Below are 24,483 nucleotides of genomic sequence, written 5' to 3'. Positions count from 1 at the left end.
ATGAGCAGTGCGACCGCGACGATGCCGGCCAGTGCGCAGCTGGCCACCTTCTGGCTCGACGGCGACCTCTTCGGCGTGGAGGTGGAGCACGTGCAGGAGGTGCTCCGCAGCCAGGGGATCACCCGGGTCCCGCTGGCGCCGCCGGCCGTCGCCGGCCTGATCAACCTCCGCGGCCAGGTGGTCACCGCCATCGAGCTGCGCGAGCGCCTCGGCCGCAAGGCCCGCCCGGAGGGGCAGGAGGCGGTCGTCATCGTCGTCCGGCTGCGCGGGGAGGCGGTCAGCCTGCTGGTCGACAGCATCGCCGATGTCGTGGACGTCAACGTCCGGGACTTCGAGGCCCCGCCGGACACCCTCGACGGCGCCGCCCGCGACCTGATCCGGGGCGCCTACAAGCTCGACGGCCAGCTGCTGCTGGCCCTCGACGTCAACCGCGCGGTCGGCGCCTGACCCAGCAGCCCCAGCACGATCACGACGGCCGTCGCGCCTCCTCCTGGAGGCCGGCGGCCGTCGCATGTCGGTGACCGGCCCCGGTCGACTCGTCGATCCCCGAGAATGGTCGTCCGGTCATTTCCCCGGAGTGCGCGACAAAGGCCCCGGTGTCCGGGAGAATGGTCTCGTGCCGGTCGGGCCCGACCGGCACCTCCGGAGAAGACCGAACAACCCGGTTCCGGTCGACGGTCACTCGACAGGGACACCGCACCACCTCCGCGGCCACCGCCCCGCCCCCTTCCCCGGGCGAGGTGGTGGCCGCGGTGGCGTTTCGGGGGTGTGGTGCGAGAAAGTCGACATGGGCATTCCCGGGAATGGTCACCAGCATTTCGGCATCCGGTTGTGCGACACGCTTCGAGAACGGGTACAGCGCGTTTCCGTATCCCGCAGCATGGTCTCCGTTAGCTCTTCCCCCGCTGTCCTGGAGAACGCCATGCCCGCACCTGCCACCCCGGCCCACACCCGCTCCTGGTGGGGCGACCGCAGCGTCAAGACCAAGGTGCTGGCCACCGCCGGCATCGCCGGCGTCGTGGCCGCCGGCATCGGCATCACGGGGCTGCAGGCGCTCGGCACCTCCGCCGATGCCGCCGACGCCCTCTACGAGGACAACCTGCGCGGGGTCGCGGCGGTCTCGGAGATGGAAGCCCGGATCGGGGACATGCGGGTCAACCTGCGGGACACCATCCTCGGCACCGACCCGCAGGCGGCAGTCGCGCGCATCGACGAGCTGGCCGAGCAGTTCGCCGCGGTCGCCGAGGACTACCAGGCCGGCACCGAGGACCCGCAGAAGCTGGAGCTGCTCGACGCGGTCAAGACCGACTTCACCCAGTACGTCGACTACCAGAAGACCGCGCTCGTGCCGCTCTCCCAGACCGGTGACTTCACGACCTGGATCGCGCAGAACGCCGCCAACGGGACGCCCCTCGTCACCTCCGCGATCGAGGCCATCGGTGAGCTCGTGGTCATGGAGTCCGCCGAGGCCGAGCAGGCCGCGGCCGACAACCGGGAGTCCTACGAGCAGCAGCGCACCGTCGCGCTCCTGCTCATCGTGGTCGGTGTGGCGGTCGCGCTGGGGCTGGGCTGGTTCGTCGCCGGGTCGATCGCCCGGTCGGCCAACCGGGTCAAGGACGTCGCCGAGGCGCTGGCCGCCGGCGACCTGACCGGCAGCACCGGGCTCACCAGCCACGACGAGCTCGGCCGGATGGGAACCGCGCTGGACGCCGCGGTGGTCGAGCTCCGCACGGTGATGGCCACGGTGGTGTCCTCGGCGGATGCGGTGGCGGCGTCGTCGGAGGAGCTGAGCGCGTCGTCGGCGCAGATCTCGGCGTCGGCGGAGGAGACCTCGGCGCAGTCCAACGTGGTGTCCTCGGCGGCGGAGGAGGTGTCGCGGAACGTGGGCACGGTGGCGGCGGGTGCGGAGCAGATGGGTGCGTCGATCCGGGAGATCTCCCAGAACGCGAACGAGGCGGCCCGGGTCGCCGCCCAGGCGGTGTCCGAGGCCGAGGCCACCACGGCCACGGTGACCAAGCTGGGGGACAGCTCCAGGGAGATCGGCGAGGTGGTCAAGGCCATCACCAGCATCGCGGAGCAGACCAACCTGCTTGCGCTCAACGCCACGATCGAGGCCGCTCGGGCCGGGGACGCCGGCAAGGGCTTCGCGGTGGTGGCCAACGAGGTGAAGGAGCTGGCGCAGGAGACCGCGCGGGCAACCGAGGACATCGCGCGCCGGGTCGAGGCGATCCAGGGCGACACGTCGGGTGCGGTGGCGGCGATCGGGCGGATCAGTGAGGTGATCGGCAGCATCAACGACTTCCAGCTGACGATCGCCAGCGCGGTGGAGGAGCAGACCGCCACCACGAACGAGATGTCCCGGTCGGTGCAGGAGGCCGCAGGCGGCTCGACGGAGATCGCCGCGAACATCACCGGGGTCTCGAGTGCGGCCTCGTCGACCACGCAGGCGCTGGGCCAGACCCGGCAGGCCGTCGACGAGCTGTCCCGGATGGCCAGCGACCTGCGGGGGAGCGTCGCCCGCTTCACCTTCTGACCCACCGCCTCGGTCCGGCCGCCCCGTCCACCCGGACGGGGCGGCCTTCCGTCGTTCCGGAGGCAGCACGGCGAGGGGCAGCGGCCATTCCCGGAAATCGACATGTTGCCGATCGGAAGGAGCCACCCGCATTCCGGTCGCCGATTCTGTGCGACACGCAGGACGACGGTCGTCACGCCGTTCACACCTGCAGCACCATTTCCTCGTGAACGCGATGCGCGCCGTGCGAACCGATCGCCTGAGTCGCGAGTGAGCGAATGCGTCACGGGCGGCGCGCAGCGCACCGGGACGCAAGTCCAGCACCGCACCAACGGACGCCCAGCGCGTTCCAGTCTCCAGGAGCACCACATGCGAACCGCCTCTTCCCGATCGCGTCGACTGAGCTGGCTCTTCGACCGGCCGATCGCCGTCAAGATCGGGGTCGTCGTCGCCCTGATGGGGCTCGTGGCGGCCCTCATCGCCACGCTGGCGGTCCGCGGGGTGCACGACCTCCGGGACGGCGAGCAGCGGCTGTACGAGGAGATCGTCCGGCCGATGGACACCCTGGGTGCGATCCAGCGCAGCTTCCAGGGCGACCGGGTGCGGATCGTCTCCTACAACGTCGCGGACGCCGAGACGCGCGCGGCCCTGCGCGATTCCCTCGCCGAGCGCCGGGGGGAGCTGCAGGAGCTCATCGACGAGTACGACGGTCACCAGGCCGACGACGCGGCCTGGTCGGAGTTCACGTCCGCCGTCACCGAGTACTACGCCGAGGCCGACCGGCAGTTGGCCGCCATCGACGCCGGGGCGGCGCAGTTCTACGGGTTCAACGAGGAGAAGCCGCTGGCCAGTGCGGTCATGAACCCGTACGCGGCCGAGAGTGACGCGGAGGCGGCCGCCGCCGCCCAGGAGGCAGCGGCGGGGGAGGAGCGCGCCGCGGAGGTCGCCGTGCAGGTGCTCCTCACGGCGACGGTCGGCATCGCCCTCGCCGCCGGCCTGGCGCTGCTCGTCGTCCGACAGCTGAAGCGGACCGTCGTCTCGGTCCAGCGGTCGGTCGAGGCGCTGGCCACAGGTGACCTGACCGTCACCCCGGAGGCCGGGTCCTGCGACGAGATCGGCCGGATGGCGACCTCGCTGGCCGCGGCGCAGGACAGCCTGCGGTCGGTGCTGTCCTCGGTGTCGGTGTCGGCGGATGCGGTGGCGGCGTCGTCGGAGGAGCTGTCGGCGTCGTCGGCGCAGATCTCGGCGTCGGCGGAGGAGACCTCGGCGCAGTCCGGGGTGGTGTCCTCGGCGGCGGAGGAGGTCTCCCGGAACGTGGGCACGGTGGCCGCGGGGGCGGAGCAGATGGGTGCCTCGATCCGGGAGATCTCCCAGAACGCGAACGAGGCGGCGCGGGTGGCTGCCCAGGCGGTGAGCGAGGCGCAGTCGACGACGGAGACGATTACCAAGCTGGGCACGTCGTCCCAGGAGATCGGCGCCGTGGTCAAGACCATCACCAGCATCGCGGAGCAGACGAACCTGCTGGCGCTCAACGCCACCATCGAGGCCGCGCGGGCCGGCGAGGCGGGCAAGGGCTTCGCCGTGGTGGCCAACGAGGTCAAGGAGCTGGCCCAGGAGACCGCGCGGGCAACCGAGGACATCGCCCGCCGGGTGCAGGCGATCCAGGGTGACACCGGAGGAGCGGTGGCCGCGATCGGGCGGATCAGCGAGATCATCGGGTCGATCAACGACTTCCAGCTGACCATCGCGTCGGCCGTGGAGGAGCAGACCGCCACCACGAACGAGATGTCCCGGTCGGTGCAGGAGGCCGCCGGCGGGTCGACCGAGATCGCCGCGAACATCACCGGGGTCTCCTCGGCGGCGTCGTCGACCACACAGGCGCTGGGCCAGACCCGGCAGGCCGTCGACGAGCTGTCCCGGATGGCCAGCGACCTGCGGGGGAGCGTCGCCCGCTTCACCTTCTGATCCACCGCGCCGCAACGGCCGTCCCGTCCACCCGGACGGGGCGGCCGTTCGCCGTTCCGCCACGGGCGCGGCCAGCGGGTCCCGTCGCCGGAGAGGTTCATGGGGAAATGCGCCGTGAGGTCGACACATCGATCGCACGGAATGGTCGGCGCAGGAATTGTGCAACATCTGCGATGTGGGTCGAGTCATGGGCCGAATGGCGTGGCGGAGCCGTGAGGATGGTCCGTGCTCAACTCGACGGCGACCAGACGGGAAGTCCTGCGATGACGACGGAGAAGACGGTGGGCGGGGGCTTCCGGCGGTGGCTGGGAAACCGCGGGATCCGGACCCGGATCGGGGCGTTGAGCGCATTCCTGCTCCTCGGCCTGATCGCCGCGGCGGCCACGGGCATCTCCGGCGCCGCGCGGGTCAGCGACCTGAACGCCCGGGCCACCGAGGCCGCAGGGGTGCAGCGGGCGGTCGAGGATGCCCGCTACGACCTCCTGTGGGCAGCGAACTGGCAGAACATCACCGCCTGGCGGGCGCGCGTCGACGGCGGGGCGGCGGCTGCCGACCCGAACGGTGACAACGTGCCGAACTACCGGGACGGCGCTGCCGGCTTCGAGCAGTTGTTCGCGATCGACCGCGACCTGCTGGACGCCGAGGCGAGGGCCAGCCTGGAGGCGATCGAGACCAACTGGGCAGCGATGAGCGCGTTCAACGACGAGATCTTCGAGCTGTGGGCCCAGGGGCGGCTGGACGAGGGCGATGCGGTGTCCACCGGGGACAAGTGGGACGTCTTCTACGTGCTGGACCAGGCGATGACCGACCTCGTCGCCTCGGTCGATGCCCGGGTCGCGGACACCCGCGCCGAGGCGGCGGACGCCGAGTCGGCCACGGTGCGCGCCACCGTCCTGGTCGCCGGTGCCGCACTGCTCCTCGGCGGCGCGCTCGCCTTCGTCGTCTCCGGGGGGATCGTCCGCGGCGTCCGTGAGGTCCAGGGCGGCCTGGTGCGGCTGGCGGGGCGCGATCTCACCGTGCGGTTGCCGGTCCGAGGGCAGGACGAGCTGGGCCAGATGGCCGAGGCGCTCAACGACGCCGCCGCGACCATGGGGGCGACGATCACGGAGATCATCGTGTCGGCCGATGCGGTGGCGGCGTCGTCGGAGGAGCTGAGTGCCTCCTCGGCGCAGATCTCGGCGTCGGCGGAGGAGACCTCGGCGCAGTCCGGGGTGGTGTCCTCGGCGGCGGAGGAGGTCTCCCGGAACGTGGCGACGGTGGCGGCGGGTGCGGAGCAGATGGGTGCGTCGATCCGGGAGATCTCCCAGAACGCCAACGAGGCGGCGCGGGTGGCGGCCTCCGCGGTGACCGAGGCGCAGGCGACGACGGAGACGATCACCAAGCTCGGCACCTCGAGCCAGGAGATCGGTGCGGTGGTCAAGGCGATCACGAGCATCGCGGAGCAGACGAACCTGCTGGCGCTGAACGCCACGATCGAGGCCGCCCGGGCCGGCGACGCCGGCAAGGGGTTCGCGGTGGTGGCCAACGAGGTGAAGGAGCTGGCCCAGGAGACCGCCCGGGCGACCGAGGACATCGCCCGGCGGGTGGAGGCGATCCAGGGTGACACGTCCGGGGCCGTGGCGGCGATCGGGCGGATCAGCGAGGTCATCGGGTCGATCAACGACTTCCAGCTCACGATCGCCAGCGCGGTGGAGGAGCAGACCGCGACCACCAACGAGATGTCCCGGTCGGTGCAGGAGGCCGCGGGCGGGTCGACGGAGATCGCGGCGAACATCACCGGGGTGTCCTCGTCGGCGTCGTCGACCACGCAGGCGCTGGGGCAGACCCGGCAGGCGGTCGACGAGCTGTCCCGGATGGCCAGCGACCTGCGGGGGAGCGTCGCCCGCTTCACCTTCTGATCGGCGTACCGCGGCAGCTCCGTGAACACGGCCGCCCCGTCCATCCGGACGGGGCGGCCGTTCGCTGTCCCGGAGGCACCCCCATCGGGTGAGGCACGACCGGATCGTGCATCACTGAGTGCACTCGGGTCATTCCCCTCCGTGAGCGGACGCCGCACCGGCGTCCCGGCGTCCGTCGTGGAGGGCACCACCGTGAGCACCCCGTCCGTCCGGTCCCGTCTCCGGGACCTGTCCATCAGCACCAAGGTCCTCGCCGCCGTCGGAGCGGCGGTGCTGGTGGCCGTCTGTGTCGGCCTCCTGGGGGTGCGCAGCCTCGGGAACACCGCCGACGCCACCGAGGTCATGTACCGCGACGAGCTGGTCGGGACCGCCGAGGTGGAGGCCGTCCGTTCGCAGTTCTTCGCCGTCCGGCTGGCCGGCACGAACTACGCCGTCGCCACCGACCCGGCCGACCGCGCGGACTACCTCGCCGCCCGCGAGGCGGCCTACGCCGGCCTGGCCGAGGCCGCCGAGCGCTACCTGGACACGCACCCCTCCGCGGCGGGCCGGGAGCTGATCGAGCAGGTGCGGGACGGCATGGTCGAGTACGAGCGGGAGATGGTCGCCCTCGATGCGCTGGCCGACGCCGGTGACCTCGCCGCCTGGTCCGCGGCCCGCGAGGTCACCGTCGGCCCGCTGGCGACGCAGATCATCGGCTGGATCGACGAGCTGGCCGCCCAGCGTCAGGCGAACGCGGCCGCGAGCGCGGAGGCGGCCACCGCCGAGTACCGGGACACCCGGCTGGTGCTCGTCGTGGTCATCGTCGCCGGGGCGGTGCTGGCCCTCGGGGCCGGCGTCCTGGTGGCCCGATCGATCACCCGCGGGCTGCGCCGGGTGCAGGTCGTGGCCGAGGGGCTCGCGGCCGGTGACCTCACCCGCACCGCGCAGGTGGAGTCGCGGGACGAGGTCGGCCGCACGGCGGCCGCGCTGGACGGAGCCCTGGCCGAGCTGCGCTCGGTGATGGCGTCGGTCGTCTCCTCGGCGGATGCGGTGGCGGCGTCGTCGGAGGAGCTGTCGGCGTCGTCGGCGCAGATCTCGGCGTCGGCGGAGGAGACCTCGGCGCAGTCCGGGGTGGTGTCCTCCGCGGCGGAGGAGGTCTCCCGGAACGTGGCGACGGTGGCGGCGGGTGCGGAGCAGATGGGTGCGTCGATCCGGGAGATCTCCCAGAACGCGAACGAGGCGGCGCGGGTGGCGGCCTCCGCGGTGACCGAGGCGCAGTCGACGACGGAGACGGTGGAGAAGCTGGGCGTGAGCTCGCAGGAGATCGGTGCGGTGGTGAAGGTGATCACGAGCATCGCGGAGCAGACGAACCTGCTGGCGCTCAACGCCACGATCGAGGCCGCGCGGGCCGGGGACGCCGGCAAGGGCTTCGCGGTGGTGGCCAACGAGGTGAAGGAGCTGGCGCAGGAGACCGCGCGGGCGACCGAGGACATCGCGCGGCGGGTGGAGGCGATCCAGGGCGACACGTCAGGGGCGGTGGCGGCGATCGGGCGCATCGGTGCGGTGATCGGCCGGATCAGCGACTTCCAGCTGACGATCGCCAGTGCGGTGGAGGAGCAGACCGCGACCACGAACGAGATGTCGCGGTCGGTGCAGGAGGCCGCGGGCGGCTCGACGGAGATCGCGGCGAACATCACCGGGGTCTCGAGTGCGGCCTCGTCGACCACGCAGGCGCTGGGCCAGACCCGGCAGGCGGTGGACGAGCTGTCCCGGATGGCGGCCGACCTGCGGGGGAGCGTGGCCCGCTTCACCTTCTGAGGCGCCGGCGGGCGGTGGCGGCCGTGTCGACACGAGGACCGCGACGGAAGGCGATCGGATCGTTTCCGGAACAGGTTCCGACACGTCGTCCGGAAGGGTCGTCCACCGCCCGCGGCGTCGCAGGATCTCGGGGCGCCGGCACTGCGCCAGAACCCGGATCCCAGGAGAGCTCTCATGATCATCCCCGATGTCCCCCCGGCACCGCGCTTCTCCAGCCACCCCTGGCTGAACTGGTGGGCCGACCGTGGGGTGAAGACCAAGGTGCTCGCCGCCGTCGGCGTGGCGGGCACCGCCGCCGCCGCGACCGGGCTCGTCGGGGCCCTGGCGCTGAACAGCGCCGCGGACACCGCGGACGCGTTGTACCGCGACCACATCACCAGCGTCGTCTCGATCGGCGCGATGATCGACGACGTCCAGACGCTGCGGGTGACCTCGCGCAACGCGGCGCTCGCGGCCGACCCCGCCGCGGCGCGGGCCCAGCTCGACGCGGTCCCCGAGGTGCTCGAGCGTTACGAGTCCCACGAGGCCACGTACGTCGCGGAGGGGATGGACGCGGAGACGCGGGCGCTGCTGGACGAGGCCGATGCGCAGCTGGCGGAGTGGCAGGGCTTCCTCGACCAGACGCTCGCCCCGCTGGCGCTGGCCGGTGACGACGCCGGGTGGGCGAGAGCGAACGACGCGAACCTGTTCCTGGCGCAGGCCACCGACCTGCTGGTCGAGCTGCGGGACGCGGAGAACGTGGCGGCCGAGCAGGCCTCCGAGGCGGCGGTGGAGTCCGCCGCCCACGCGCGGACGACGATGTTCGCCCTGCTGGCGGGTGGGATCCTCGCCGCGGTGGCCGGCGGGCTCTTCGTCGCGGTCGGTCTGGGCCGCGGTGTCCGGTGTGTCCAGACGGTCGCCGAGGCGCTCGCCCGCGGCGACCTCACCCAGGCCAGCGCCTGGGGGACCAGGTGCGAGCTGGGGCAGATGAGCGCGGCGCTGGACGGCGCCGTCGAGCACCTGCGGTCGGTCATGACGCAGGTCGCCGCTTCCGCGGGCACGGTGGCGGCGTCGTCGGAGGAGCTGTCGGCGTCGTCGGCGCAGATCTCGGCGTCGGCGGAGGAGACCTCGGCGCAGTCCGGGGTGGTGTCCTCCGCGGCGGAGGAGGTCTCCCGGAACGTGGCGACGGTGGCGGCGGGTGCGGAGCAGATGGGTGCGTCGATCCGGGAGATCTCCCAGAACGCGAACGAGGCGGCGCGGGTGGCGGCCTCCGCGGTGACCGAGGCGCAGTCGACGACGGAGACGGTGGAGAAGCTGGGCGTGAGCTCGCAGGAGATCGGTGCGGTGGTGAAGGTGATCACGAGCATCGCGGAGCAGACGAACCTGCTGGCGCTGAACGCCACGATCGAGGCCGCCCGGGCCGGCGAGGCGGGCAAGGGCTTCGCGGTGGTGGCGAACGAGGTGAAGGAGCTGGCGCAGGAGACCGCGCGGGCGACCGAGGACATCGCCCGGCGGGTGGAGGCGATCCAGGGCGACACGTCGGGTGCGGTGGCGGCGATCGGGCGGATCAGCGAGGTCATCGGGTCGATCAACGACTTCCAGCTCACGATCGCCAGTGCGGTGGAGGAGCAGACGGCGACCACGAACGAGATGTCGCGGTCGGTGCAGGAGGCCGCCGGCGGGTCGACGGAGATCGCGGCGAACATCACCGGGGTGTCCTCGTCGGCGTCGTCGACCACGCAGGCGCTGGGGCAGACCCGGCAGGCGGTCGACGAGCTGTCCCGGATGGCCAGCGACCTGCGGGGGAGCGTCGCCCGCTTCACCTTCTGAGCGAGGCCTCGCTCGCACCACGAGAGAGCCTGCGGCGGTCACCGGCACGGGCTGTCGACAAGGTGGCGCCGGGACCCGGTGACCCGACTATCTGCGGCGGAGCCCCGCGACACGGTGCCCAGGAAGGCGCGGGGGCAGCTGTGGGTCGCCACCCTCCCCCGTACGCCGGTCCGCCCGCCACGGGGGGATTGCGTGGCGACAGGGCGATGACGCCGGCTGCCGCACCTCCTCCCGACACCCTGGAGCCACCATGAACGCCACCGCCACGCCTCCCCGGAGGCTCGCGTGGTTCACCGACCGGCCCATCGGCGTCAAGATCGGTGCGGTCATCGCCCTGCTCGCCGTCGTCGTGCTCGCCACCAACCTCGTGGCGGTGACCCGAATGAACGACATGCGGGCCGGCCAGGAGGCGATCTACGCGGAGAACCTCAAGCCGCTCAACGCCCTCTCCGCCGTGCAGCGCGCCACCGCGGCGCACCGCGCGCGGGTGCTGGAGTACGCCTTCTCCGACCCGGCCCGCCAGCAGGAGCTGGTCGGTCAGATGGACGAGAAGCAGGCGGACGTGGACGCGGCGCTGGCCGAGTACGAGTCGCACATCGTCGACCAGGCCGCCATGGACAAGTACCTCGGCGCCCGCTCGGCGCTGCTCGACCTGCTGACGACGACCGCGTTCCCGCTGGGCGCCTCCGGCGACCTCGGCGGCTACGCCCTGCTGGTCCGGGAGACCATGCAGCCGTTCTTCGACGACATCGCCGACGGGCTGGAGGAGGAGGGCATCGCCCAGTCCGAGCAGGCCGCGGCGCGCAATGCGACCGCCGCCGACGAGGCGCGGTCCTCGATCACGTTGCTCTTGACGATCTCGACGGTGGCGATCGTCCTCGCCGCCGGGCTCGGCTTCCTCGTCATCCGGCGGATCACCGCGACCGTTCGCTCGGTCCAGTCGTCGGTGGAAGCGATGGCGGCCGGCGACCTCACCCGTACCCCGCAGGTCCGGGACCTCGACGAGATCGGCCGGATGGCGACCGCCCTGGTCGCTGCCCAGCAGAACCTGTGCTCGGTGCTCGCCTCGGTGGCGGGTTCGGCGGATGCGGTGGCGGCGTCGTCGGAGGAGCTGTCGGCGTCGTCGGCGCAGATCTCGGCGTCGGCGGAGGAGACCTCGGCGCAGTCCAACGTGGTGTCCTCGGCGGCGGAGGAGGTCTCCCGGAACGTGGGCACGGTGGCGGCGGGTGCGGAGCAGATGGGTGCCTCGATCCGGGAGATCAGCCAGAACGCGAACGAGGCGGCGCGGGTGGCGGCGCAGGCGGTGACCGAGGCGCAGGCGACGACGGAGACGATCACCAAGCTGGGCACGTCGTCGCAGGAGATCGGCGCGGTGGTCAAGACCATCACCAGCATCGCGGAGCAGACGAACCTGCTGGCGCTGAACGCCACGATCGAGGCGGCGCGGGCCGGGGAGGCGGGCAAGGGGTTCGCCGTGGTGGCCAACGAGGTCAAGGAGCTGGCCCAGGAGACCGCGCGGGCGACCGAGGACATCGCCCGCCGGGTGCAGGCGATCCAGGGTGACACCGGAGGAGCGGTGGCCGCGATCGGGCGGATCAGCGAGGTCATCGGGTCGATCAACGACTTCCAGCTCACGATCGCCAGCGCGGTGGAGGAGCAGACCGCGACCACCAACGAGATGTCCCGCTCGGTCCAGGAAGCGGCGGGCGGGTCGACCGAGATCGCCGCGAACATCACCGGGGTCTCCTCCGCCGCGTCGTCGACCACGCAGGCGCTGACCCAGACCCGGCAGGCCGTGGACGAGCTGTCCCGGATGGCCAGCGACCTGCGGGGGAGCGTCGCCCGCTTCACCTTCTGAGCGACGCGCTGAGAACGGAACGGCCGTCGTCCCCGGAGCCCGGGGACGACGGCCGTCGTCGTTCCCGGGAATGGTGAGAACGCACTGCGAAGTGCACGATCTGGTTTACCGCGATTCGGGGATCGAACCACCTTCCCATTTCGTGGGAGATGTCGACACATCTCTTGACCGTGCGCATTCCGCGTTCTTTTCGAAAAGGAAGTGGCACGCGGGCGTGTGCGGTGAGCGACACCCAACCACTGCCACATCATGGGCGACACAGGGAGTTCGCTCAGCAGTACCCAGGAAAGGCAGTGTCGCCATGCAGAGGCCGTCCACCGGAATTCGATTCCGGGACCTCGCCGTCACCACGAAGATCACGACGGCCGTGACCGTGGCGGTTCTCGTCGCCGTGGTGACCGGGCTGGTCGGGCTGAGCGCTCTGTCCACCTCGGCCGACCGCACCGCCGACATGCACCGGCAGAACGTGCTGGGCGGGCAGCTGGCCCAGGACATCCGCTTTCAGTTCCTCGGCAGCCGGTTCGCCTCGACCAACGCGACGTACTCGGCCGACGCGACCGCCAAGCAGCGGTACATCGCCCAGCGGGACGAGGCCCGGGCCGCCCTGGCCGAGGCCGGTGAGCGACTGCGCACCGAGACCTCGCCGACCCCGGAGGTGCGAGCAGCGCTGGAGGCCTCGCTCGCCGACATCGACCGGTACATCGAGCTCGGGGAGCAGCTCGACGCGCTGGGCGCCGCGGGCAAGGCGCAGTCCCCGGAGTTCATCGACCTGCGCACCAACCAGGTCGCGCCGCTGAGCGAGCAGATCGTCACGGAGCTGCAGGCCCTCGCGGACCTGCAGGCGTCGATCGCCGCCGACAGCGCGGACGCCGCCGCGGACGCGTACTCCTCGACCCGCACCTGGCTCGTCGTGCTGGTGGCCGTCGGCAGCGCGCTCGCGCTGGGCCTGGGGGTGTTCACCGCCCGGTCGATCAGCGGTGCGCTGGCCCGCGTCCGGCACTCCGCCGAGCGGCTCGCAGAAGGCGACCTGACCCAGGGGACCGGTGTCGTCCAGCGAGACGACGTCGGCCGGATGGCCGCCGCGCTGGACACCGCCCAGCAGAGCCTGCGGTCGGTGCTGGCCTCGGTGGCGGTGTCGGCGGACGCCGTCGCCTCCTCGTCGGAGGAGCTGTGCGCCTCCTCGGCACAGATCGCGGCGTCGTCGGAGGAGACCTCGGCCCAGTCCGGGGTGGTCTCCTCGGCGGCCGAGGAGGTCTCCCGCAACGTGGGCACGGTGGCCGCGGGGGCGGAGCAGATGGGTGCCTCGATCCGGGAGATCAGCCAGAACGCCAACGAGGCGGCGCGGGTGGCTGCCCAGGCGGTGAGCGAGGCGCAGTCGACGACGGAGACGATCACCAAGCTGGGCACGTCGTCCCAGGAGATCGGCGCCGTGGTCAAGGCGATCACGAGCATCGCGGAGCAGACGAACCTGCTGGCGCTGAACGCCACCATCGAGGCCGCCCGGGCCGGGGAGGCCGGGAAGGGCTTCGCGGTCGTCGCCAACGAGGTCAAGGAGCTGGCGCAGGAGACCGCCCGCGCGACCGAGGACATCGCCCGCCGGGTGCAGGCCATCCAGGGCGACACCTCGGGTGCGGTGGCCGCGATCGGGCGGATCAGCGAGGTCATCGGGTCGATCAACGACTACCAGCTGACCATCGCCAGCGCGGTGGAGGAGCAGACCGCCACCACGAACGAGATGTCCCGGTCGGTGCAGGAGGCCGCCGGCGGGTCGACCGAGATCGCGGCGAACATCACCGGGGTGTCGGCCGCGGCGTCGTCCACGACGCAGGCGCTGGGGCAGACCCGGCAGGCGGTGGACGAGCTGTCCCGGATGGCCAGCGACCTGCGCACCACGGTGGCCCGGTTCACCTACTGACGACACTCGTTCGCCGCAGCGGCCGTCGCCACCCCCAGGGGAGGGCGGCGGCCGCTGCCGTGTCGGGGCTTCCCGTCCGGGTGACGCGTGTTTCACGCTGCGTCATCTAGCCCTGACGGCGGGGCACGAACACCCGGCCGTCGGCGCAACGCCGTCGCGCGACCGGGTGACGGTCGCGTGGCGCGCCCGGGCCGCCGCCTCCACGATGGGTGCACCACTTCCACAGGAGGCGACGTGCCCTACTCCCTGGTCAGCGCGGCCACGCTCGGCTTCGACCTGGTCCGCCTGCCCGCCGGCGGCCAGGTCGCCGATGTGCTGCTGACCGGTCTGGGCGCCGACGCCGCCACCCTGCACCGCCTCGCCGCGGCGCACCCCGGCGCCGGCCGGCCCGCCGCCGAGCGGGCCGAGATGGCCGTCCGGGCCCGGCGCGCGCACGAGCTGGCCGCGGCCGGGGTGCCTCAGCTGCGCGATGTCCCCAGCGGCGTTCCCGGCACGGTCGACGACGACGGCGGCGAGCGCAACGCCCGCCTCGTCGCACTGCTCGAGCGGGGGACGATCGGCAACACCCCCGCCCTGGAGCGGCTGGTGCGCGACGACGTCCTCGGTGCCGAGCACCCGGTGGTCGCCGACCTGGACCCGGCCGTGGCCGCGGTCGCCGCCGACGTGCTGGCCGACGCCGCCACCGGCTGGTGGGCCGCCGAGGCCCTCGCCCGCCCGGTCCGGCAGGAGCTCACCGCTCCCTACGCCGCCGCCACCGCCCTGGAGCCGACCCCTCGCCCCGACCTCGGTCCGGCGACCGCCGGGCTGGCCGAGCTGCTCGACGAGGTCCGCGGGCTGGGCGAGACCGGCCGCCGGCGCTGGCGGCTGGCCGTCGAGGTCGGCCGGGCGCAGCGACGTCCGTGGGCGGCCGCCATGCACGGCGCCGCCTGGGCGGCGCACGTGTCCGGCCGGACCCGCACCCTCGCCGCAGCCCAGCTGATGGCGGTCACCGCCTTCGTCGAGAGCGGCTTCACCTCCCGCGACGGCGCCGAGGGCGTGTGGAACGCGCTGGCCGGGTGCGTGCAGGGCCTGGCGATGTCCGACCTGCTCGACGAGGAGTCGCTGACCGTCCTCGGCGCGCCGTGGGCGATGGTGACCGGGAGGTCGCTCCCCCTCGCGGGGTAGTCCTCAGCTCGCCCCACCGCTGCGCTCAAGAGAAGCGGGCGGATGCCGATGAAAGTTGTGTGCGGCCCACCTGGCCGGTACATCGGCAGCGGGGGAGCGCGTGGAAAAGATCAAGGTCATGGTGGTCGACGACTCGGTCGTCGTCCGCAAGATCGTGACGGACGTCCTCTCCGAGGACCCCATGATCCAGGTCGTCGGCACGGCTGCGAACGGCCGGATCGCGGTGGCGAAGCTCGAGCAGCTGAAGCCCGACCTGGTCACGATGGACATCGAGATGCCGGACATGAACGGCATCGAGGCGGTGCGGGCCATCCGCAGCCGCGCCGGTGGCCAGGCGCACAGCCGGGTGCCGATCATCATGTTCAGCACGCTCACCGAGCGCGGGGCCTCGGCCACCCTCGACGCGCTGTCCGCCGGCGCCAACGAGTACGTCACCAAGCCGGCCAACGTCGGCAGCGTGGCGCAGTCGATGGAGAGCGTGCGGCAGCAGCTCATCCCCAAGATCAAGGCGCTCACCGGGCGCCCGATCACCTCTGGTCCGGCTGCCGCGCCCGCGCCCGCGGCGGTGGCCCCCCGGCCGCCGGCACCGCGGACCCGCGCCGCCAAGGAGCCCGCCGTCCTGGTGATCGGCTCCTCGACCGGTGGCCCCGAGGCGCTCACCAAGGTGCTGCCACTGCTGCCGGCGTCCCTGCCCGTGCCGGTGCTGCTCGTCCAGCACATGCCGCCGGTCTTCACCCGGCAGTTCGCCCAGCGGCTGGACCGGCTGTGCCCGCTGCAGGTCGTGGAGGCCGTCGACGGCACCCCGCTGGCACCGGGCACGGTGCACATCGCTCCCGGCGACTACCACCTCACGGTCAGCTCCAGCGGTGGCAACAAGCGCACGGCGCTGAACCAGGCCCCGCCGGAGAACTTCTGCCGCCCCGCGGTCGACGTGCTCTTCCGCTCCGCGGTCGCCGCCTACGACGGCGCCGTCCTCGGGGTGGTCCTCACCGGCATGGGCTCCGACGGTCGCATCGGCGCCGGTCAGATCCGGGACGCCGGCGGCACCGTCGTCGCCCAGGACCAGGCCACCTCCGTGGTCTGGGGCATGCCCGGTGCGGTGACCCAGGCCGGCTTCGCCGACGAGGTCCTCCCGCTGGGCCGGGTCGCCGAGGCGATCACCCGCCTGCTCCCCCACCCCCGCCCGACGGGCGGCACCGTCCGCCCCCTCACGACCATGGGAGGCACGCGATGACGCTCACCGCCACCAGCTTCGACTGGGTGCGCCAGCTGGTGCACCGGGAGAGCGCCATCGTGCTGCAGCCCGGCAAGGAGTACCTGGTCGAGGCCCGGCTCCTGCCGATGGCCCAGCAGCGCGGCCTCTCCGGGGTCAGCGAGCTCGTCGAGTCCGTCCGCAACCGCCCGGACCCGGCGACCACCCGGCGGATCGTCGAGGCCCTCACCACGAACGAGACCTCCTGGTTCCGCGACGGCGACCCGTTCACCGCGCTGACCGGCACGGTGCTGCCGCAGCTGCTCGCCGCCCGCGGGCCCAACGAGCGGCTGCAGATCTGGTCGGCGGCCTGCTCCAGCGGGCAGGAGGCCTACACGATCGCGATGCTGCTGTCCGACGTGCTGCCCAACGCCGCCGGCCGGGTGTCGATCACCGCCACGGACCTCTCCCGGGAGATGGTCGAGCGGACCCGGGCCGGCCGGTTCAGCCAGCTCGAGGTCAACCGCGGGCTCCCCGCGCCGATGCTGGTCCGGCACTTCACCCGGGCCGGCAACGAGTGGGAGATCTCGCCCGAGCTGCGCCGGATGGTGACCGCCAGCGAGTGCAACCTCGCCGCGCCGCTGCCCCGGCTCGGGCCGTTCGACGTGGTCTACCTGCGCAACGTGCTCATCTACTTCGACCTCCCCACCAAGCAGGGGATCTTGAACCGCGTCCGCCAGCTCATGCGACCTGACGGGTGGCTGTTCCTGGGCGCTGCCGAGACCACTCTCGGCGTCGACGACAACTGGGAGCGGGTCGTCCTCGGCCGCGGCTCCGCCTACCGCCCGAGGAAGGGGTCTTGACCGTGCGAGCCCTCGTGATCGACGACTCCCGCGCCATGAGGCGCATCGTCGGCAGCATCCTGACCGATCTCGGCTTCGAGGAGGTACGGGAGGCCGGCGACGGCCGCCAGGCCCTCGACGTCCTGGAGTCCGGCTTCGTCCCGGACATCTGCTGCATCGACTGGAACATGCCGGTGATGGACGGGCTGCAGTTCGTCGTCGCCGTGCGCGCCAACCCGGCCCACCGCCAGGTGACGCTGATGATGGTCACCACCGAGAGCGAGCACGGGCAGATCGTCAAGGCCCTGGCCGCCGGGGCGCACGAGTACCTGATCAAGCCGTTCACCGCCGATGCGCTCCGCGACAAGCTGGCGCTCCTCGGCCTGCTCCCGGAAGGTGCCCCCGCATGACCGCCCCTGAGATGGCCCTGGTCCCGAGTGCCCAGCCGATCTCCGCACTGCTCGACGCGCAGACCGTGCAGAGCATCGCCGACGAGGTCTGGCCGTCCCTGGTCGGCGACGGCGAGGTCTTCATCCCCGTCCCGGCTCCGCCGCCGCTCGAGCCGGTCAGCGCGTGGGTGACGATCTCCGGCCCGTGGAACGGCGCCGTCGTCCTCACCTGCGACAGCGAGACGGCCGAGGCGCTCACCGAGAGCGTCCTCATGCTCCGCCCGCCGACCCTGGTGGAGGAGGAGGACGTCGAGGACGCGCTGGGCGAACTGGCGAACGTCCTCGGCGGCAACATCAAGTCCGTCCTGCCCGGGCCCTCCAGCCTCGGGCTCCCCCAGACCGGCGTCGCACCGCCCACCGGGCGGCTCGACGACGTCTGCCGAATCAACGGCCAGTGGCGCGGCCAGTCCCTGACCATCACCGTCCAGGGCGCCCCCGTGGCGCCGGACACCGAGCGGAACGAGGTGCCGCAGCAGTGAAGATCCTGGTGACCGACGACAGCCGTGTCATGCGGCAGATCGTGATCCGCACCCTGCGCCAGGCCGGGTACGACGACCACGACATCATCGAGGCCGAGGACGGCCGCCAGTGCCTGGACAAGGTCGGGTCGGACTCCCCCGACCTGGTCCTGTCGGACTGGAACATGCCCAACATGACCGGCATCGAGTGCCTCGAGGCGCTGCGCGCCTCCGGGTCGCAGGTGCCCTTCGGCTTCGTGACCTCCGAGGGCTCCCCGGAGATGCGGGAGAAGGCGGCCAACGCCGGCGCCCTCTTCCTCATCGCCAAGCCGTTCAACGAGGACACCTTCAAGGACGCGCTGGACGGGGTGATCGCGTGACCGCCGCCCTGCAGCCGGCCACGCTGCCCACCGCCAAGGACGTCCGCGACATGCTCGAGGGCCTCTTCGGCAAGGAGGTCGTGGTCTCCCCCGGTGACCCGGTCTCGCTGAACGACAAGCCCGCCGTCGCCGTCTACGTCGACCCGACCATGGCCACCACCGCGCTCTGCCTGGTCGAGCTGCGGCTCGGCGCCTGGCTCGCCGGCGCCCTCGCGCTGCTCCCCAAGGGCGGCCTCGAGGACGCGATCGACGAGGGCGAGCTCTACCCGATGCACCTCGAGGCGCTGTACGAGGTGGTGAACATCGCCGCCTCGATGTTCAACGGCGAGGGCGTGAACCACTCGAAGCTGCACACGCTGCACGCGCCGGGGGAGGCCGTTCCCGGGGACATCGCGGGTCTGGCCGCGGCGTTCAACCGCATCGACCTGAAGGTCGACGTCGCCGGCTACGGATCGGGCTCGCTGTCCATCGTGACGGCGCACTGACCGTCCCGCGACACCCAGCACGACCCCGGGACCGGGGGAGCTCAGCCGTCAGGACGACGGCTGAGCTCCCCCGGTCCCGTCGTTCGTCACCCGCCGGAGGGACGCGCCGCGCGGAATCCGGGGCGGGTGGTACGGCGAGGTCCCTGCCATGGGGCAGAGTGACCGGCATGAGCCCGGACGGCGCGGCGCCGCCGGGCGACCTGCTGGCGCAGGCCATCGACGTGATGCCCCGGCCGTTGTTCGTGCTGGACGACGACTGGTGCTTCAGCTACATCAACCCGGCCGGTGCGCGGTTGCTGCAGCGGCGGGTCGAGGACCTGGTGGGCCGGGGGATCTGGGCGGAGTTCCCGGAGGCCGTCGGCAGCGAGTTCGCCCGGCACTACGAGCACGTCGCGCGCACCGGCGAGCCGGTTGCCTTCGAGGCCTGGTACCCGCCGCTGCGCGCCTGGTTCCGGGTGGACGCCTTCCGCGCGGCCGCCGGGCTGGTCGTCACCTACGACGACGTGACCGAGCGGCGGGCGGCGGAGCAGGCCCGGGCCGAGGCGGTCGCGGCCCGCGAGGAGGAGGCCGAGCGCGCGGCCGCAGCCGGGCACGCGGCCGAGCTCGCCGGTCGGCACCTCATGCTGCTCGGGGACATCAGCCAGGCGATGACCGCGACGCTGGACACCGATGAGGCGGTGCAGCGCCTCGCGGAGCTGGTCGTGCCCCCGCTGGCCGACTGGTGCCTGGTCAGCGTGATCGAGGACGGCGTCCGGCGGGACGTCGGACGTGCCCACCGCGACCCGGCGATGGTGTCGCACATGCACCGGTACGCCGACCTGCGCGCCCGCACCAACCAGGCGGTCGCGCCGGTGCCCACCGCCCTGCGCGCCGGCCGGCCGGTGGTGATCCAGGACATCGAGCCGTGGCAGGTGGCGGCGATGACCACCCCGGCGGCCAGGGAGGCGCTGGAGCCGTTGCGGGTGCACTCGGTGGCGACGTTCCCGCTGGTCGCCCGCGGCGAGGTGTTCGGCGCGGTCACCCTGGTCACCGGCCCGGAGCGGGGTCCGTTCACCGACGCCGAGCTGCGCACCGCCGACATCATGTCCCGGCGGGCCGGGCTCGCGCTGGACAACGCCCGGCTGGCCACCGCGCAGACCCGGGTGGCCGAGCGGCTGCAGCGCAGTCTGCTGTCCCCGCCGGTGCAGCCCGACGACCTGGAGCTGGCCGTCCGGTACCGCCCGGCGGCGCAGGGCATCTCCATCGGCGGCGACTGGTACGACTCCTTCCTCCAGCCCGACGGCGCGACCGTGCTGGTCATCGGCGACGTGATGGGCCACGACCTGGAGGCGGCCGCCACGATGGCCGAGCTGCGAACCCTGGTGCGGGCCATCGCCTACGACCGGCAGACCGGCCCGGGGGAGGCGCTGCGGCGGGTGGACCGGGCCGTGGTCGGCCTGGACGTCGCCTCCCTCGCCACCGCGCTGGTGGCCCGGATCGAGACCGACGACGCCGACCGGGCCGCCGGGGTGCGCCGGCTGCGCTGGGCGGTCGCGGGGCACCCGATGCCGCTGCTGGTGCTCCCCGACGGCACGGTGACCGACCTCGAGGCGCCGGTGGGGCCGCCGCTGGGGCTGGGCCTGGAGGGCGCCCGGGGCGAGGAGCTGACCGAGCTGCCACCGGGCAGCACCCTGCTGCTGTTCACCGACGGCCTCTTCGAGCGGCGGACCAGCGACCTGGACGCCGGCCGCGAGCGACTGCGCACGGCGGTGTCCCGGCTGGCGGGGGAGTCGCTGGAGCGGCTCTGCGACGAGCTGCTGGAGGAGCTGCTCGCCGACGGCGCGGAGGACGACGTCGCCGTGCTGGCGGTGCGCTGCCACCCGGTGGGCGCGCGGGACTGACCGGCGTCAGCGGTCCGCGCCCGCAGCGGCCCGGACCGCCTCGGCCACCGCCGCCACGCCCTCGGCCGACCAGATGATCGAGTCGTGGTCGGTGCCGGGCACCTCGCGGGCGCGCACGTGCGCGTCGGAGAGGTTCATCCCGGCCAGCCGCACCTCGTCGTAGAGGCCGGGCACCTCGCCGTCCATGCCGCGGGTGGCCCACAGCAGGGTGGCCGGCACCGGCAGGTCCGTCGTCGTCTCCAGCACCGCCTGGTTGCGCAGCATGTCCGCCCCGTCGACCCGGACGGCCTCGTGCACCACCGAGCTGCGCACCTCCGGCGGCTGGCCGGTGAGATCGCGGGCGAGGAAGGCCTGCACGGTGGGGTCGTCGACCCACCGGCCGATCACCGGGTGGTCGGCCCAGAAGTCCCGCACGGCGGCGAGGTCGGGATAGGTGCGGTCCAGCCGGTCCAGCGTCGGGCCGAGGAAGGCGGCGAGCATCGCGTCGGTGTCGGCGGCCGGGGGGACGGCGAAGGGGAGCCCGCCGTCGACGAGCACCAGCCCGTGCACCAGGTCGCGGGCCTCGCCGGCGGTGGCCAGGGTGGCGACGAAGCCGCCCATCGAGTGCCCGACGAGCACCGTGGCGTCGGCTCCGCCCTGGGCGTCGGCACCGAACCGCTCGAGCAGGGCCGTGACGTCGGCGGCGTGCGCGGCCAAGCCGTAGGGGCCGGGCAGGCCGGCGCTCCCGGCGCGACCCCGCAGGTCGGGGGCGACGACCTCGCACTCCCCGGCCAGCGCCGCGGCCACCGACGCCCAGGTCGCCGCGTTGGAGGTGATGCCGTGCAGCAGCACCACCAGGGGAGAGGCAGGGGCATCGGCGGCCCAGTAGAGCGCGGCCAGGTCACCACCGGTCACCGGGACGGTGATCTCCTCGGGCGTGCGGACGTCGTACCTGCTGCTCCCGGTCGCGCTCATGTGATCACCCTGCCCCGGCGGGCCGGTGGTTGCACGTGGAACAGGGGCGGTGCTCCCGTGCGGTGGTCAGGACGGCCCCCGCTGGCCACCGCGATGCCGCCGAGGAAGCCCGCGGCGGACGGCGGGTTCACTCGGCGTGGCTGAGCAGGTAACGCCCGAAGTGCGGCACGGTGAAGGCGATCTGCCCGCGCTCGGCGGAGTAGACCAGGCCCTTCTTGATCAGCGAGTCGCGGGCGGGGGAGAGCGACGCCGGCTTGCGACCCAGGGCCGCGGCCACCTCCGCCGTCGCCACCGGGCTGCCCGAGGGCCCGCCGAGCTCGGCCATGGCGTGCATGTACTCGCGCTCGGCGGGGGTCGCCCGGTCGTACCGGGAACCGAAGAACCCGACCGCCAGCTCGGCCTCGGCGGCGGGGGCGGCCATGGCGACGTCGGCCGCGGTGACGGGGGAGGAAGCGGCGACGTCCCAGGTGACCTTGCCGTAGGCCTGCACGAAGTAGGGGTAGCCGTCGGCGGCGGCGTAGAGGGCGTCGAGCGCCTCGGGCTCGAAGGTGACGTCCTCGCGTTCGGCGGGGGCCAGCAGCGCCCGGTCGGCGGCGGGGCGGTCCAGCCGGTCGATCCGCAGGTAGCGGAACAGCCGTTCGGAGTAGCTCTTGGACGCCGACAGCACCGCGGGCAGGTGGGGGAGGCCGGCGCCGACGACGATCAGCGGCGCTCCCTGCTGGGACAGCTCGTGGCAGGCCGCGCAGATCGCCGACACGTCGGGGGTCTGCACGTCCTGCATCTCGTCGATGAACAGCGCGATGCCCTTGCCGACATCGGCGGCCAGGCCGGCGGCGTCGCTGAGCAGCTCCACGAGGTCGATCTCCATGTCGCCGGAGTCGGCCCGGCCGCTGCTGGCGGGGGCGTCGATCCCCGGTTGCCAGCGGTCGCGCACCTTCGCCGACGCGTCGGAGCCGCGCAGGGCGAAGGCCTTGAGCACGCCCAGCACCGCCTCCATCGACTCCTGGTCGGGGTGGCGGAGCTCCCGCAGCGCCATGTGCAGGGCCGAGGAGACGGGACGGCGCAGCGACTGGTCGGGTCGGGCCTCGATCTTCCCGGTGCCCCAGCCGCGGCTGATGGCCGCCGAGCGCAGCTGGTTGAGCAGGACCGTCTTGCCGACCCCGCGCAGGCCGGTGAGCACCAGCGACCGCTCCGGCCGCCCGTGCGCGATCCGCTCGAGCACGACGTCGAAGGCGGAGAGCTCGGTGTCCCGGCCGGCCAGCTCGGGTGGTCGTTGACCGGCGCCGGGGGCGTACGGGTTCCGCACGGGGTCCATGTCGAGCAGCCTATGGCCTCGTATAGCCGCGACGGTAGAAACGCGTAGACGAGGGCATGCGGCGGCCTCTCGACCGTCGTCTGTCGCTGTCTAGCTCCAGCACTAGACGTGCTGAGACGGCGGCAGAGCCGCTCGGCTGCGTCGTGGACGAGAGTAGCAGAGTCGTCGAACGTGTGTTCGAATGAGCGGGGGCGCCGACAGGGGAGGTCGCGATGACGAGCATTGTCTCCGACTCTCTTCGCCCTGCCCTAGAGATCGGTAGACGGCGGCAGAGCCGCGCCGTCCTGGTGGGGCGCAGCGCGGCGTCGCCGCCAGTGCAGCCCGGCGAGGACGGCGAACGCCAGGGTGAGCGGCACGAGGGCCAGCAGCAGCGTCCGGCCGTCGCCGACACCCGCCGCACCCACGCTCGCCCCCACCGCGACGTGCAGCACGGTGCCCGGCATCAGGCCGATGGCCGAGCCGAGGAGGTGGTCGCGCAGGCGCATCCCGGAGAGGCCGCCCGCGTAGCTGACCACGGTGAACGGCAGCACCGGCACCAGTCGGGCGACCAGCACCGCGACCACGCCGCGGTCGGTGAGCAGGGCATCGGCCCGGGCCAGTCGCGGCCCGGCCAGGCGGGTGACCGCCTCGCGACCGAGCAGCCGGGCGAGCGTGAAGCCGGCCAGCGCGCCGAGCACGCCGCTGGTCAGCGCCAGTGCGAGACCGCCCCAGAACCCGGCGAGCACCCCGGCCAGCACCGAGAGCGCCGTCCGCGGCACGGGGGCCAGCGTCGCCAGGGCCGAGCCGGCCAGCAACCCTGCCCAGCCCGCGGGTCCGGCGTCGTCCAGCCAGGCGCGCACCTCGCCCACCCCGGGCACGTCGACGACCAGGGCGACAGCGGCGCCGAGCAGCAGCAGGGCGGCCAGGAGTGCGGCCCGGCCGGCGGCGGGGGCCGGCAGTCGGCGGCGTCGGGCCTGGTCGGTCATGGTCCGCCCAGTGTGCCGGGGTGCGCGACCAGGGCGGGCCGGCCGGGAGGTGGCGCGCCACCTGCTGCGGAGGCGTCCGGCACCCGAGCTTGCTGCAGGTGTCTGCACTTCTCTAGCAGAGACGCGAGAGTGCACTAGACGACCGAACAGAGCCCTGCGCTGATCGTCGGGGGCTAGCGTGCTGCCGTGGCCACGATCGGGAAGTTCGCCCTCCGCGTCGTCGTGCTCGCGGCGATCATCTACGCCGTCACCCGGCTGGTCGACGGGATCGAGGTGATCGGCAACCCCACCGGGTTCTTCGGCGAGACCGGCACCTACCTCTGGGTGGCGCTGCTGTTCGCGTTGGTCAACTCGATCGTTGGGCCGATCGTCCGGTTGCTGTCGCTGCCGTTCGTGATCCTCACCCTCGGGGTGTTCCTGCTGGTGATCAACGCGGCGATGCTCGGCCTGACCGCGCTGATCTCCGACCGGTTCAGCGTGGAGACCTTCTGGGCGGCGCTCGTCGGCGGTTTCCTGATCGCGCTGTTCAGCTGGATCGCCGAGCTGATCCTGCCGCTGAAGGTCCGCGCCGGCTGAGCCTGCGGCGTGCCGCGCCCGGCTCGCCGATGTGCGTGCGGCCCGGGAGAGCGGCCACTAGCGTGGCCG

The 24,483-nt window shown here is 73.0% G+C and carries 20 protein-coding genes; 17 read left to right on the top strand and 3 right to left on the bottom strand.

The genetic code is table 11. The features are described 5' to 3' along the window. From ACI795_RS07065 to ACI795_RS06990, 16 genes are all read left to right on the top strand, one after another. Positions 1–447, top strand: coding sequence for a chemotaxis protein CheW (locus ACI795_RS07065; RefSeq protein WP_457074691.1), 447 nt, complete (start codon positions 1–3; stop codon positions 445–447). Positions 448–922: 475 nt separating this feature from the next. Further along, positions 923–2,533, top strand: coding sequence for a methyl-accepting chemotaxis protein (locus ACI795_RS07060; RefSeq protein WP_457074689.1), 1,611 nt, complete (start codon positions 923–925; stop codon positions 2,531–2,533). A 348-nt stretch (positions 2,534–2,881) separates the two neighbouring features. After that, a complete protein-coding gene (locus tag ACI795_RS07055; protein ID WP_457074687.1) occupies positions 2,882–4,477 on the top strand; it encodes a methyl-accepting chemotaxis protein in 1,596 nt (531 codons plus the stop codon). 263 nt (positions 4,478–4,740) lie between these two features. Further along, a complete protein-coding gene (locus ACI795_RS07050; protein WP_457074686.1) occupies positions 4,741–6,375 on the top strand; it encodes a methyl-accepting chemotaxis protein in 1,635 nt (544 codons plus the stop codon). Between the two features lie 192 nt (positions 6,376–6,567). Next, positions 6,568–8,172 (top strand): methyl-accepting chemotaxis protein, encoded by a 1,605-nt coding sequence (locus ACI795_RS07045; RefSeq protein WP_457074684.1) that lies wholly within the window; start codon positions 6,568–6,570, stop codon positions 8,170–8,172. A 174-nt stretch (positions 8,173–8,346) separates the two neighbouring features. Beyond that, on the top strand, positions 8,347–9,981 hold the full coding sequence (locus ACI795_RS07040; protein WP_457074683.1) for a methyl-accepting chemotaxis protein: 1,635 nt from the start codon (positions 8,347–8,349) through the stop codon (positions 9,979–9,981). Positions 9,982–10,231: 250 nt separating this feature from the next. Beyond that, positions 10,232–11,839 (top strand): methyl-accepting chemotaxis protein, encoded by a 1,608-nt coding sequence (locus tag ACI795_RS07035; protein WP_457074682.1) that lies wholly within the window; start codon positions 10,232–10,234, stop codon positions 11,837–11,839. Positions 11,840–12,140: 301 nt separating this feature from the next. Next, positions 12,141–13,754, top strand: a complete 1,614-nt coding sequence (locus ACI795_RS07030) for a methyl-accepting chemotaxis protein (RefSeq protein WP_457074681.1) — start codon at positions 12,141–12,143, stop codon at positions 13,752–13,754. Between the two features lie 234 nt (positions 13,755–13,988). Next, complete coding sequence (locus ACI795_RS07025) at positions 13,989–14,918, top strand: hypothetical protein (RefSeq protein WP_457074679.1); 930 nt, start codon at positions 13,989–13,991, stop codon at positions 14,916–14,918. 100 nt (positions 14,919–15,018) lie between these two features. Beyond that, entirely contained in the window at positions 15,019–16,152 is a 1,134-nt protein-coding gene (locus ACI795_RS07020; protein ID WP_457074677.1) for a protein-glutamate methylesterase/protein-glutamine glutaminase, read from the top strand. Further along, complete coding sequence (locus ACI795_RS07015) at positions 16,149–16,973, top strand: CheR family methyltransferase (RefSeq protein WP_457074675.1); 825 nt, start codon at positions 16,149–16,151, stop codon at positions 16,971–16,973. Before ACI795_RS07020 ends, ACI795_RS07015 begins: the two co-directional genes overlap by 4 nt. A 2-nt stretch (positions 16,974–16,975) precedes the next feature. Then, positions 16,976–17,362: a response regulator gene (locus tag ACI795_RS07010; RefSeq protein ID WP_457074762.1), complete on the top strand. Its 387-nt coding sequence runs from the start codon at positions 16,976–16,978 to the stop codon at positions 17,360–17,362. Further along, positions 17,359–17,880, top strand: coding sequence for a chemotaxis protein CheX (locus ACI795_RS07005; protein ID WP_457074674.1), 522 nt, complete (start codon positions 17,359–17,361; stop codon positions 17,878–17,880). The genes ACI795_RS07010 and ACI795_RS07005 overlap by 4 nt, the downstream gene beginning before the upstream one ends. Beyond that, positions 17,877–18,239 carry a response regulator gene (locus ACI795_RS07000; protein ID WP_457074671.1) on the top strand — a complete coding sequence of 121 codons (363 nt, stop codon included), beginning with the start codon at positions 17,877–17,879 and terminating at the stop codon, positions 18,237–18,239. Before ACI795_RS07005 ends, ACI795_RS07000 begins: the two co-directional genes overlap by 4 nt. Next, on the top strand, positions 18,236–18,724 hold the full coding sequence (locus ACI795_RS06995) for a hypothetical protein (protein WP_457074669.1): 489 nt from the start codon (positions 18,236–18,238) through the stop codon (positions 18,722–18,724). Before ACI795_RS07000 ends, ACI795_RS06995 begins: the two co-directional genes overlap by 4 nt. A gap of 167 nt (positions 18,725–18,891) precedes the next feature. Further along, complete coding sequence (locus tag ACI795_RS06990) at positions 18,892–20,604, top strand: SpoIIE family protein phosphatase (protein ID WP_457074668.1); 1,713 nt, start codon at positions 18,892–18,894, stop codon at positions 20,602–20,604. Positions 20,605–20,610: 6 nt separating this feature from the next. Here the strand turns inward: ACI795_RS06990 and ACI795_RS06985 are convergent, their stop codons facing one another. From ACI795_RS06985 to ACI795_RS06975, 3 genes are all read right to left on the bottom strand, one after another. Next, entirely contained in the window at positions 20,611–21,558 is a 948-nt protein-coding gene (locus ACI795_RS06985) for an alpha/beta fold hydrolase (RefSeq protein WP_457074666.1), read from the bottom strand. Between the two features lie 127 nt (positions 21,559–21,685). Next, positions 21,686–22,873 carry an AAA family ATPase gene (locus ACI795_RS06980; protein WP_457074664.1) on the bottom strand — a complete coding sequence of 396 codons (1,188 nt, stop codon included), beginning with the start codon at positions 22,871–22,873 and terminating at the stop codon, positions 21,686–21,688. A 248-nt stretch (positions 22,874–23,121) separates the two neighbouring features. Further along, on the bottom strand, positions 23,122–23,838 hold the full coding sequence (locus ACI795_RS06975; protein WP_457074663.1) for a TVP38/TMEM64 family protein: 717 nt from the start codon (positions 23,836–23,838) through the stop codon (positions 23,122–23,124). A gap of 186 nt (positions 23,839–24,024) precedes the next feature. Between ACI795_RS06975 and ACI795_RS06970 the strand changes: the two genes are divergently transcribed. Further along, on the top strand, positions 24,025–24,414 hold the full coding sequence (locus ACI795_RS06970; RefSeq protein WP_457074661.1) for a phage holin family protein: 390 nt from the start codon (positions 24,025–24,027) through the stop codon (positions 24,412–24,414). Positions 24,415–24,483 lie beyond the last annotated feature (69 nt).

The organism is Modestobacter sp. SYSU DS0290, assembly GCF_054050955.1.
The sequence above is the reverse complement of the archived record's forward strand: the minus strand, read 5'-3'. Positions and strand labels throughout refer to the sequence as shown.